Genomic DNA, 11,756 nt, shown 5'->3' with positions numbered 1-11,756 from the left:
GGCTTCCTGCCGATCAGTAGGACGGGGTCATGCAGGCGGCGTTGAGCATGCCGACGCTGATCGCCACCGCTGCCACGTAGATGCCGGCGGCCACTTCACCGTTGGCGATGCGCTGGGACGTGCCCTTGAGCACCAGCCCGGTGGCCAGAAATGCCAGCAGTTGCACCGCGGCCGCAATCACGGCCCAGAGGACGAAGTCGAGGACGTTGATCGAGTGGGCGATGATGTTGCTTGCCGGTATCGCGAAACCGATGATCGCGCCCGACAGGGCAATGGCCGCTGCGTTGTTGCCGGAGCGAATCAGCTCGAATTCCTTGTGCGGCGTAATGCGCGTGTAGACGAATTGAAACAGCATGAACAGCAGCACGGCGCCGATCAGGTAGGCGGCGAATCCGACCAGCGCGGCCTTGTTCAGGGAAACGGACAACACTTCCAGCATGGGGAACTTCCTTTTAAATGGTGCTCAGATCGGTGGTGTACAGCGAGATGCCCAGCGATGTGCTCAGGCTGACAGTGCCTTCTTCATCCTGTTCGACGGAGAACAGCAGCAGTTCGCGACGGTCGGTCAGGCCGGTTTCCCGGGCATACAGCATCGAATGGTGTTCGATGGTGTAGGACTCGTCGGGATTGATCACCTGCTCGGTGAGCGGGACCAGTTCGGTCTGGCCGCGTTCGGTGCCCCATTCCCGGGTGAAGGACACGCCGTCATGGGTGTAGGCCGGCAGGCCGATCAGGCTGTTCGGGCCCGCCAGGCGCTGCAGCTCGGCATCGCTGTTGACCGTGACGTAGCTGAGGTAATTGAACAGCGTCACTGATTCGATCTGATCGTCGCCGGTGACATGGACCTGCAGCCAGAAGTCTTCGTTGTTCAGGTAATAGCGATACAGCTTGTTCGACTGGCCGAGGTCGATCCAGCCGGCGCTCCAGATCGCCTGGGCATCGGGAACCCGTACCGAGGTGCTGCCGTCGAGCAGCAGAGCGAGGGTCGTATCGAAGCGGATCGCCTTGCCCTGCGCCAGACCCAGCGGGCCGCTGGCCGCCTCGCGTGCGGGTGCCGAGCCGGTGCCGAGCAAGTTCTTTAACCATCCCATGGGTACATTCCTTGAAGCGGGTGGAAGTGTTCGTTGGCAAAACGCCGCTAGTGTACCGGCCTCGCGACGAACGAGCAGGCAAAAAAGAAGGGCACCCGGTGCCCTTCTTTTCTTCTGGCTGCCCTTACTGGGCCGACTTCTGCTTCAAGCGTTCGAGGATTGCGTTGGCGCTGCCCTCGTTCGGCGTGATGCCGGCCTCGCGCAGTTTGCGCTCCAGATCGTTGCCGGTCGTGGCATCGGCCAGTTCGTCCTGAGCGTTCAGCTCGGCGGCGCGCTGCTTTTGCTTTTCTTGCAGACGGTTCAGGGTGCCGACTGCAGTTTCCAGCTTGCCATTGGCGCCGCCGCTGGCGATGGATGCGCTGACCTGCGCTTTCTGCACGCTGTCACGGGCCTTGGCCATGTCCACTTGCTGACGCAGGCTCTTGATCCGCGCTTCGGCCTTGTTGATGTCCTTGCGCATGTTGTCGGCGTAGGTACCGAACTCGTCGCTCTGGGCTTTCTCGGTGGCCAGGTCGTTGGTCAGGGTCGAAATCGCTTCGGCCACTTCCATCGCCAGGTCTTCACGGCCGGCATTCAGGGCGGAGACCGCCTTGGCTTCCAGGTCCTTGATCTTGGCGTCGTACTCGCTCACGCGATCGGCGGACAGTTTGTGCTTGGCCATGATGGTGACCAGTTCACGACGAGCGTTGGACAGGGCGCTGTCGGCGTCACGGATTTCCTGATCGAGGATGCGCAGGGCTTGTTGGTCGACAATCGCTTCGCCGACTTCATTGGCGCCGCCGCGCAGTGCGGTGAACAACTTGCTCCAGATGGACTGAGTCATTGGATTTTCCCTGTTGATTACTTGAAGAAGTGTTCGAAGGCTTCGCTGGCGCGCTGCACGTTATCGACCAGGGTTTTCACCTCGGTGACCACGTTGGTCAGGCTCGAATCCGCACTCAGCGCGCCGAACATGTTGTAGACGGTCTGGCCGTTGGGCATGGTTTCGATGCCGATCGACGACAGTGGGAACATTTCCCGGCTGCGCAGTACCGCGTCGTTGAAGGCGCGCACGTCGGTGATCGAATCGATGTCCACCAGTACGGTGTCGACGATGATCTGCTGACCCGCGATGGCGATATGAATCGGCAGGCCGCCGAATTCGTTCATTTCCAGCTTGAGGCTGGGTTCGGAGCTCTGGATCAGGGACAGCGTGATCTCTTGCGAAGCCACCTCGTCCAGTGCCTTGAAAGCGTTGTAGAGGCTATCGATGTTCCAGTTGTTGCCTGCGCTCATGTAATTCTCCGACATGAATGAGCCAGCCAGAATCGGTTGGCGTAGCTGTTGCTCCATTTGCTTGAGCAAGCTTCGGTTTTCGGGAAGCACCCAAGTTTCGTGTTTCACATAACCGGCGGCAGCCAGGCCCGCGCGCATCTGCTTCATGTAGAAGCTGGATGGTTTTTTCACGGACGTTGTCGAGCGCACTCCCTTCGGGCTCTCCGATTTTGTTGGCGGGGAGTTGCTTTTCATGGCGATGACTCCGTTATGAACATCTCACGCGTGAGCCACACTACAATCAATTCAAAGTGCCATCAATGGCTCACGCGTGAGATTTTCTCAGCCCACGAAAAAAAGCCCGCAACAGGGCGGGCCGGGTTTCATTTCACAAACGTGCGACAGGCGCTCAACGACTGTTGGAGAGGAACTCCTGCGCGCAAACCACGTTGGCGTAGGCGAACGCCAGCGAAGACATGAATGCCGCATGCACCTGAGCGGCCGGCACGGTCAGGCCATTGAATTCCAGGTCGCGGGTGGCGCAGGCATCGTGGATCACTGTGACCGTATAGCCCAGGTCTGCCGCTGCCCGGACCACGCCGTCGATGCACATGTGGCTCATGCTGCCGACCACCACCAGTTCCTTGATGTCTTGTTCGTCCAGGATCGATTGCAGCTCGGTTTCGCGGAACGCGTTGACGAAGTGCTTGAGCACCACGGGTTCATCGGCGCGGTTGAGTACCTTGGGGTGCAGCCTTGCGCCCTCGGAGCCCGGGGTAAAGAACGGGGCATCCGCCGAGGTAAATTCGTGACGGATGTGGATCACCGGATCACCCGCTTCACGGAACGCGGCGATCAGCCGCGCGGCATTGTCGGCGGCGGCATCGACGCCCGTCAGCGGCCACTTGCCTTGGGGGAAGTAGTCGTTCTGGATATCGACTACGATGAGTGCTTGCCTGGCCATGGGGGTGTCCTCGAAGTGTTGTTGGCAGTGGATTGAGTATTGGCGCTGGCCACGGTTTCGAGGATTGGCCGCACCGACAATAGACAGGGGAAAACTGACAATGGGCGTTGAAAGGGCCGTTGCCGAGCTGGGCGTGCTGATTTATCCCGGCGCGCAAATGGCGGCGGTGCATGGCTTGACCGACCTGTTCGGCGTGGCCGACCGGATCGCTGTCGAGCATCAGACCGTACAATTGCCGCGGCTGCGCGTGAGTCACTGGCAGGTCGAGAACGAGCAGGCTCCGGTCAGGGTTTACGACAGTCATCCCGTTGAAGAAACGGGTTTGCTGGCGGTGCTGATCCCACCTTCGATCGCTGGGTTCAGCGCAGAGCAGGCATCGGCTGGGCTGCTGCAATGGCTGCGCGCCCAGCATGCCCGTGGTGCGACGCTGGGCGGCGTTTGCGTAGGCTCGTGGTTGCTGGCTGAAAGCGGACTGCTCAATGGTCGCAGTGCCACCACTCACTGGACCTCGGCCAAGGCCTTTGCCGAGCGCTATCCGGATATCAATCTCAAGGCGGATACACCGATTGTCGATGATGGCGACCTGATCACCACGGCCGGTCTGATGGCCTGGTCGGAATTGGGGTTGCGGCTGGTTGATCGTTTGTTGGGGCCGAGCATCGCCAGCGCCACCGCGCGGTTTCTGGTGATGGATCACAGCGACAGCGCCAGTGCCTGCGGCAGCAATTTTGCGCCGATTCTCAGTCATGGCGATGCCGCGATTCTCAAGGTCCAGCACTGGCTGCAAAGTACTGGCGCGACCGACGTGTCGCTGGCGGCGATGGCCGGGCGCTCGGGCCTGGAAGAACGCACCTTTCTGCGCCGGTTCCGGGCCGCGACCGGCCTGAAACCCACCGAGTACTGCCAGCACCTGCGGGTTGGCAAGGCCCGGGAAATGCTCGAGTTCACCAACGGCACCATCGACCACATCGCGTGGACGGTGGGGTATCAGGATCCGGGAGCGTTTCGCGCCATCTTCAAGAAAATCACCGGGCTGGCGCCGAGTGACTACCGCAATCGGTTCGGCGTGAGCCCGCCGCCGGCGCTGGCGAGATAGCACCACGCGGTCGTGCAAAATGCCGCGATCATGGCGGCCATCGTGCAGATTGAAACGGGCGCAAGGCCAGTACGAAAAGACTAAATGACTGATCTGCAAGGGTTTTGCCGCTGCCGTCGGTTGGCCTGATCTCTGCACCCTCTCACCTACATTCACCGAGCCGCTGGAAGGGGGGCGCATGACCCCGATACCTCGCAACAAAATAGTGGTCGCCCATTCCGTACGCCCCGACGCGCCGCAACACGAAGTGCAGACCAACAAGGCGCTGGCCCGTTGGCTGGCGCAGATTCTCGGGCTGAAATTCGGCGGCAGTTACGACGCGCAAAAGCACAAGGGCCGTGACCTGTATCTGTTGCCGACCCAAACCATCGTCGGCGCCGTCAACGCTCTGGAAATGGGGATCAAGGGCCCGGACGATCTGTGGGGCGGTTTCGTCGAACACGATTTCATCTGCACCAAAGCTATCAGCCATGGCTTGCGCAGCCATCAGGCCAACGCACCGCAAGGCTGGTCGCCACTGTTTTCCGAACGCATTCGCAATGTCGTGCTCGACGGGCTCAGTGTGTTCGCCCTGGAAGATGCACGACCTGCCGCCGAACATTTGCTCTACAGCGGGCCGATTCGCCTCAAGCCGATCCACGCCTGTGCCGGGCGCGGTCAGGAAGTGGTCAAGAGCCTGGATGCGTTCGACGAAATCCTCGCCCGACCCGAGGCTGCAACGCTGTTCAGTGAAGGCGTGGTGCTGGAGCAGGACCTGAGCCAGGTCGTCACCCACAGCGTCGGCCAGTCGTTCATCGGCGACCGGGTGCTCAGTTACTGTGGTGATCAATACTTGACCGAAGATGCCCGCGGCGAAGAGGTCTATGGCGGTTCAAACCTGCTGGTGGTGCAGGGCGGTTATGACGAATTGCTGAAACTGGATCTGCCGGACGATGTGCGGTTGGCCATCGAGCAGGCACAGGTTTTTGACCGGGCGGCGGATGAAGCCTATCCACGGTTCTACGCTTCGCGACGCAACTATGACATCGCCCAGGGCCTGGACAATGATGGCCAGCCGCGCAGCGGTGTCCTCGAACAGTCCTGGCGCATGGGCGGCGCCAGCAGCGCGGAAGTGGTGGCGTTGCAGAGTTTCGTCAATGACCCTTCGATGCGCGCGATCCGCGTCTCGTCGGTGGAAACCTATATCGACCGTGCCCTGCCGGCGGACGCCATCGAGGTCTATCGCGGCCCGGCCGAGAACAGCGACTTTCTTCTCAAATACGTAACGGTCCAATCCTATGACGGCTAGAAGCGAAAGCATTCAAATCGACATTGATGACGAGCAGATGAGCGGGACATTCCTCAGTCCCAAATCGAAAGTCCCCGGCGTATTGTTCGTGCACGGTTGGGGCGGCAGTCAGGAGCGGGATCTGGAACGGGCCAAAGGTATCGCCGGCCTGGGCTGTGTGTGCCTGACGTTCGACCTGCGCGGGCACACCGGCGGCACCGGCATTCCACTGAGCCGGGTCACCCGTGAAGACAACCTGCGTGACTTGCTGGCGGCCTACGACCGGCTGCTCGCCCACCCGGCGCTGGACACTTCGGCCATCGCGGTGGTGGGCACCAGCTATGGCGGTTATCTCGCCTCGATCCTGACTTCATTGCGCCCGGTGCGCTGGTTGGCGCTGCGAGTGCCGGCGCTGTATCGCGACGAACAATGGCACACGCCCAAGCGCGATCTGGACAAGGCCGACCTGCGCGATTATCGCAGCACGCTGATACGCGCCGACAGCAACCGCGCCTTGCACGCCTGCTCGCAATTCACTGGCGATGTGCTGCTGGTGCAGTCGGAAACCGACGACTACGTGCCCCACGCGACGATCATGAGTTACCGCGCTGCGTGCCAGCAGACCCACTCGCTGACCCACCGCATCATCGACGGCGCCGACCATGCCCTGAGCGATCCCACCTCACAGCAGGCCTACACTTCGATCCTCGTCGACTGGATCACCGAAATGGTGGTGGGCGAGCGGTTGAGCATCATTCAGTCGCGCTGATCAGGGCTTGGGTTTCTTCTCGATCCGCAACGCCTTGGCCTTGGCTTCCACCACCAGGTACATCAGCACGGTGATCAGCAGCGGCAACAGGAAATAGATCGCCCGATACGCCAGCAGCCCCGCCACCAGGCTGCCGCGTGAAGCCTCGTGTTGCAGCAGCGCCACGAACACCGCTTCCAGCACGCCGAGCCCGGCGGGAATGTGGGTGATGACGCCGGCAATCGCGCTGATCAACAGCACCCCGAGCACCAGCGGGTAGTCGAGCTTGCTCGGCAGCAAAGTGAAAATCACCGCTGCCATCAGCGACCAGTTCAGCGCCCCGAGCAGTAACTGCAGGACCGCCATGCGCAGCGACGGCAGGTTGATTTCCACCCCACGAATCGACCACTCGCGACGCCGGGAAAACTGGCAGGCGACCAGGTACCCGGCACTCACCAACAGCAGCAATACACCAATGCCCTGCAACGCATCGCTGCTGACTTTCCAGCCTGGCGGCATGCGCACCAGTCCGCTGCTGAACACCACACCCGCGATGGTCATGTAGCCGAACCAGTTGGTCGCCAGGCTCAGGCCGAGGATCTTGGCGATGTTGCTTTTGCTCACGCCGAGCCGCGAGTACAACCGATAACGCATGGCGATCCCGCCGACCCAGGCGCTCAAATTAAGGTTGAACGCATAGCTGATGACGCCCACCGGCAGGATCTGTTTCCAGGTCAGGTCCTGACGAATGTAAGTGCGGCCGATCAGATCGAAACTGGCGTACACCAGAAAACTCAGCAGCGTCAGGCTGGAGGCGATGATCAGCGTGCGCACCTTGAAATCGGCGAGGGTTTGCAACACCTCGGCCCATTCGATGCGGCTGGCGAACATCGTCAGCAGAACGATCAGCGCGAGAAAGAACAGCAGGGTCAGCGGACGCTTCCAGCGACTCCAGCGGGACTTGCCCGCCGTTGCCGGATGCACCGCCGCGTGGGCTTCGGAATGGCTCATGAAGGATCGCTCCCGGCGGCAGGGGTAAAGGGTTTGAGCCGTGGTTTGTGCGCCGGCAGCCAGCCGGCCATGGCCGGAAAATGGCGCAGGAAGTGAAACACCAGAAAACCCACGGTCATGTGCCAGATCCGCCCGCGTGGCGACTTCGCGGCGTCCATCGCCTTGCAGTGGTTGTGGCTGAGGTCTTCGAGGCGTTCGAACAGGTGACGATTGAAGGTGCGGTCGCGGATCAGCACGTTGGCTTCCAGGTTCAGCGAAAGGCTCAGCGGATCAAGATTGCTCGAGCCGACGGTGCTCCATTCCTCGTCCACCAGCGCCACTTTGCCGTGCAGCGGGCGCTCGCAATATTCATGAATCTGCACCCCGGCCTTGAGCAGGTAGTCGTAGGTCATGCGCGCGGCGAGTTTGGCCACCAGCATGTCCGGTTGCCCCTGCAGAATCAGCCGCACCTCGACCCCGCGCCGGGCGGCGTTGCGGATCTCGCGCAGCAGGCGATAGCCGGGAAAGAAGTACGCGTTGGCGATCACCACCCGCCGTTGGGCGCGGCGCAGCACTTGCAAATAGACGTCTTCGATATCGGTGTGGTGGTGGTCGTTGTCGCGAAACACCAGACGCACCTGACCATCGTGATCATCGAACGCCATCTCGGCACGCCGCTGCCGTCGCCGTTGCCACCAGAACCTTGCGCGTCCCGGTCGGCCGCTTTGCAGCAGGGCGAAATGATGGATGTCGGTCACCGCCGGGCCTTGAATCTCCACCGAGTAATCCTGCTTCGCTTCGGGGCCGAAATCGGCCAGGTGATCGCCGGAAAAATTGATCCCGCCGATGAACGCGATCAAGCCGTCGACCACCACGATCTTGCGATGCAGGCGGCGGAACCAGTTGGTGCGGATACCCAGGCGCTTGGGGGCCGGATCGAAGATCTGCAGGTGCACGCCGGCGTCGCTCAGGGCGGTGAGGTAACCGGTGCTCAATTCGCCGCAACCGAAGCCGTCGAAGCTGACGGTGGTGCGCACCCCACGCCGGGCGGCATCGATAAGAATCTCCTGCAATTCCTTGCCGACCTTGTCCTCGAAGACGATGAAAGTCTCCAGCAGGATTTCGCTTTTCGCTGCGCGCATCGCTTCGAACACTCGGGGGAAATACTCCTCGCCGTTTTCCAGCAACTCGACGCGGTTGTTGCCCTGCCAGCGGTACTCGACATCGACGGTGCCGGGCTCGCGCACGGGCGGGGTCATGCTGACGGGCTCCACGGCGGATTTCTCCAGCGGTGCGCTGCTCATAGTTCAATCTCCACCGACAGCGGGACGTGGTCGGAAAGGTGTGACCAGGGACGGTTCGCCAGCACTTTGGGCTGACTGGCCTTGAGGTTGCGTACGTAGATCCGATCCAGGCGCAGCAGCGGCAGGCGGGCCGGAAAACTGCGTGCCGGTTTGCCTTGATGCGCCACAAACACTTCGCGCAGGCCACAGGGTTCAAGCAATCCGTCAGCACGCTGGCGCCAGTCGTTGAAATCGCCGGCGACGATCACCGGCGCATCATCGGGCAGTTCGGCCAGGCGCTCGCGCAGCAGGCGCAACTGGTCGTTGCGATGGCTTTCGCGCAGGCCCAGATGGACGCAGATCGCATGCACTTCACGGTCGTCTCCCGGCAGGCGCAGTACGCAGTGCAACAGGCCGCGGTTTTCGTGGCCGCTGATCGAAACGTCGAGGTTGTCATGGCGCACGATCTGGAATTTCGACAGCAGCGCGTTACCGTGATCGCCCTCCGGGTACACCGCGTTGCGCCCGTAGGCGAACTGCGGCCAGAGGCTGTCGGCGAGAAACTCGTACTGCGGCATCGTCGGCCAGTTGTCATAGCGTTTGGGATGGTGCTCGTGGGTGCCGTGGACTTCCTGAAGAAACACCACGTCGGCGGACACGCTGCGCACCGCTTCGCGCAGTTCCGGCAGGATGAAGCGCCGGTTCAGGGCGGTGAAGCCCTTGTGGGTGTTCACCGTCAGCACGGTGAAACGGCGCTCGGTGGTGATGACCGTGGACTGCTCGTCGGTGAAGCCGAGCGGCTCGGGAATGCTCATGCGAGTACTCCTTCGGCGGCCGGTTCACCGGGCACGGTTTCGAGGTTTTTATCCAGCTCGAAATGCTGCAACAGCCTGCGGGCATCGAAAGGCGCGCGAACCTTGATGTCATTGTCGAAGTAGCAGAAAACCTCGCGGGATTTGCGCGCCCGAGGCTTCAGGCGCGGGGCGATCAGATGGGCGTCGCCCGGTTGCCGGCCATGGTGCCAGGCGTCGATGCGTTCGGCCCAGCGCTTGATGGCGGGCTCGGTGTAGCCGCTGGCATAGAGCTCTTGGGCGCCGTGCAGACGCAGGTAGACGAAATCGCTGGTGAGGTCTTCATGATACGGCCACTTGCCTGCGGTATCGGCGATCACCAGAGCAGTGTTATAGCGTTTGAGCAGACGCACGAAATCGACGTCGATGAAACTGTCATGGCGGATTTCCACGGCATGGCGCAAAGGCTTCTTGCCGTAGGCCTTCAGGCTGGCATGGCCATGCAGGTGGGAGTCATGCCGGCGGGCGAGCGCGGCGGCAGCTTCGGTGTCGTGGGGCAGTTGGGCAAGGAAGTGTTCGAAGAGGGACGGATCGAATTTGAAGCTGGGCGGAAACTGCCAGAGGATCGGCCCGAGCTTTTCCTTCAGTTCGAGAATCCCGGAGGCAAAGAAATTCGCCAGGGGTTTTTCGATCTCGCGCAATCGACGGATGTGCGTGATGAAACGCGGTGCCTTGACGCTGAACACGAAACCTTTCGGCGTCTCGGCATACCACTGGGCGTAGCGTTCCGGTCGTTGCAGCGCATAGAACGAGCCATTGATCTCGATGCTGTTGACCGCCCGCGAGGCGAACTGCAGTTCGCGTTTCTGAGCCAGTCCCCGGGGGTAGAAATCCCCGCGCCACGGGGCGTAGCGCCAGCCTGAAATACCGATGTGAATCGTCGCCATCCCGCCCTCCCGTCGAAAGTCCCCGTGTTGCCTCTGTCTGTGGATGACTGCAGACGGTTCGGGAAAGTTTCGACGGGAGTACGGGCGGTCGGTATTCGCAGGATCAGTGGCCAGTGACGACCCGGGTAGAACCGCCCGTGGGGTCGGCATACACCGGGCCCAGTCGGTCGAGGCGACCGCTCAAGGCTGTCAGGGCCAAGGCCACCAGCACCACCATCCCGCCGATCCATGCGGTGTGGATCAGGCCGATGTGCTCGACAATCAACCCGCCACCCCACGCACCGCCGGCAATCCCGAGGTTGAACGCGGCAATGTTCAGGCCCGATGCAACGTCCACGGCTTGTGGTGTGTGATGTTCAGCCTGACGCACCACATATACCTGCAGGCCGGGCACGTTGCCGAAGGCGACGGCGCCCCAGACCAGTACGGTGGCCAGTGCCAGCCACGGGTTGGCGGCGGTGAAGGTGAGCACGAACAGCACGGCGGCGAGCAGGGTGAAGATGATTTTCAGGGCACTGATCGGCCCGCGTTTGTCTGCCAGTTTGCCGCCCCAGATATTGCCGACGGCCACCGACACGCCATACACCAGCAACACCAGGCTGACCGTGCCGGCGCTGAAGCCGGAGAGGTCCTGAAGGATCGGTGCCAGGAACGTGAAGGCGATGAACGAGCCGCCGTAACCGATGGCGGTCATGGCGTACACCAGCAACAGGCGCGGTTGCTTGAGCACCTGCAATTGCTGCAACAGCGACGCCGGTTTGCTGTGAGCGATGTTGTTCGGCACGTAAAGCAGGCTGCCGATGAACGCGATCACGCCGAGTGCCGACACCGCGAGGAAGGTTTCACGCCAGCCGAAATGCTGACCGATGAACGTGCCCAGCGGCACCCCGGTGACCAGCGCCACGGTCAGGCCGGTGAACATGATCGCAATCGCACTGGCGGCTTTTTCCTTGGGCACCAGGCTGGTGGCGATGGTCGAGCCGATGGAGAAGAACACGCCGTGGGCCAGACCCGTGACGATCCGCGCCAGCACCAGCGATTCATAACTCGGCGCCAGCCAGGCCAGCAGGTTGCCGAGGGTGAACAGCACCATCAGCGACAGCAGCAACAGTTTGCGCGGGACTTTGCCGGTGAGGGCGGTCAGCACCGGCGCACCGATGGCTACGCCGAGGGCATACAGACTGACCAGCAGACCGGCGGAAGGCAGACTGACGCCAAGATCGGCGCCGATGGTGGGAAGCAGGCCAACGATGACGAACTCGGTCGTCCCGATGGCGAATGCGCTGAGGGTCAGCGCGAGCAGGGCAATGGGCATGACGGCACTC

General features: G+C 61.9%; 13 protein-coding genes. 3 read left to right on the top strand and 10 right to left on the bottom strand.

Annotated elements, in window-relative coordinates:
* Nucleotides 1-13: 13 nt before the first annotated feature.
* The 5 genes from C6Y56_RS25560 to C6Y56_RS25540 form a co-directional block, all read right to left on the bottom strand.
* A complete protein-coding gene (locus C6Y56_RS25560) occupies nt 14-439 on the bottom strand; it encodes a DUF350 domain-containing protein (protein WP_169432128.1) in 426 nt (141 codons plus the stop codon).
* A gap of 13 nt (nt 440-452) precedes the next feature.
* Nucleotides 453-1,091: a DUF2491 family protein gene (locus C6Y56_RS25555; RefSeq protein WP_169432127.1), complete on the bottom strand. Its 639-nt coding sequence runs from the start codon at nt 1,089-1,091 to the stop codon at nt 453-455.
* A 124-nt stretch (nt 1,092-1,215) separates the two neighbouring features.
* Nucleotides 1,216-1,914, bottom strand: coding sequence for a PspA/IM30 family protein (locus C6Y56_RS25550; RefSeq protein WP_169432126.1), 699 nt, complete (start codon nt 1,912-1,914; stop codon nt 1,216-1,218).
* Between the two features lie 17 nt (nt 1,915-1,931).
* Nucleotides 1,932-2,513: a YjfI family protein gene (locus C6Y56_RS25545; protein ID WP_423815194.1), complete on the bottom strand. Its 582-nt coding sequence runs from the start codon at nt 2,511-2,513 to the stop codon at nt 1,932-1,934.
* Between the two features lie 241 nt (nt 2,514-2,754).
* The gene (locus C6Y56_RS25540; protein ID WP_169432124.1) at nt 2,755-3,309 is read right to left on the bottom strand and encodes a cysteine hydrolase family protein; all 555 of its coding nucleotides are present in this window, start codon (nt 3,307-3,309) and stop codon (nt 2,755-2,757) included.
* Between the two features lie 100 nt (nt 3,310-3,409).
* Here C6Y56_RS25540 and C6Y56_RS25535 point away from each other — a divergent pair, with 100 nt between their 5' ends.
* From C6Y56_RS25535 to C6Y56_RS25525, 3 genes are all read left to right on the top strand, one after another.
* Nucleotides 3,410-4,405, top strand: a complete 996-nt coding sequence (locus C6Y56_RS25535; RefSeq protein WP_169432123.1) for a GlxA family transcriptional regulator — start codon at nt 3,410-3,412, stop codon at nt 4,403-4,405.
* Between the two features lie 178 nt (nt 4,406-4,583).
* On the top strand, nt 4,584-5,693 hold the full coding sequence (locus tag C6Y56_RS25530) for a DUF3182 family protein (protein WP_169432122.1): 1,110 nt from the start codon (nt 4,584-4,586) through the stop codon (nt 5,691-5,693).
* Nucleotides 5,683-6,441, top strand: coding sequence for an alpha/beta hydrolase family protein (locus C6Y56_RS25525; protein ID WP_169432121.1), 759 nt, complete (start codon nt 5,683-5,685; stop codon nt 6,439-6,441). The genes C6Y56_RS25530 and C6Y56_RS25525 overlap by 11 nt, the downstream gene beginning before the upstream one ends.
* On the opposite strand, the gene C6Y56_RS25520 is transcribed toward C6Y56_RS25525, so the two are convergent.
* From C6Y56_RS25520 to C6Y56_RS25500, 5 genes are all read right to left on the bottom strand, one after another.
* On the bottom strand, nt 6,442-7,431 hold the full coding sequence (locus C6Y56_RS25520; protein ID WP_169432120.1) for a lysylphosphatidylglycerol synthase domain-containing protein: 990 nt from the start codon (nt 7,429-7,431) through the stop codon (nt 6,442-6,444). It lies immediately after the preceding gene.
* Nucleotides 7,428-8,714: a cardiolipin synthase ClsB gene (gene clsB / locus C6Y56_RS25515; protein WP_169432119.1), complete on the bottom strand. Its 1,287-nt coding sequence runs from the start codon at nt 8,712-8,714 to the stop codon at nt 7,428-7,430. Before clsB ends, C6Y56_RS25520 begins: the two co-directional genes overlap by 4 nt.
* The gene (locus C6Y56_RS25510) at nt 8,711-9,508 is read right to left on the bottom strand and encodes an endonuclease/exonuclease/phosphatase family protein (protein WP_169432118.1); all 798 of its coding nucleotides are present in this window, start codon (nt 9,506-9,508) and stop codon (nt 8,711-8,713) included. Before C6Y56_RS25510 ends, clsB begins: the two co-directional genes overlap by 4 nt.
* Nucleotides 9,505-10,431 (bottom strand): DUF72 domain-containing protein, encoded by a 927-nt coding sequence (locus C6Y56_RS25505; protein ID WP_169432117.1) that lies wholly within the window; start codon nt 10,429-10,431, stop codon nt 9,505-9,507. Before C6Y56_RS25505 ends, C6Y56_RS25510 begins: the two co-directional genes overlap by 4 nt.
* 103 nt (nt 10,432-10,534) lie before the next feature.
* Nucleotides 10,535-11,746 (bottom strand): MFS transporter, encoded by a 1,212-nt coding sequence (locus C6Y56_RS25500; RefSeq protein ID WP_169432116.1) that lies wholly within the window; start codon nt 11,744-11,746, stop codon nt 10,535-10,537.
* Nucleotides 11,747-11,756: the final 10 nt, after the last annotated feature.

This window comes from Pseudomonas fluorescens, assembly GCF_012974785.1.
GTDB classification, from domain to species: Bacteria; Pseudomonadota; Gammaproteobacteria; order Pseudomonadales; family Pseudomonadaceae; genus Aquipseudomonas; species Aquipseudomonas fluorescens_BT.
Note: the sequence above shows the minus strand (reverse complement) of the source record. Positions and strands in the feature narration are given on the sequence as shown.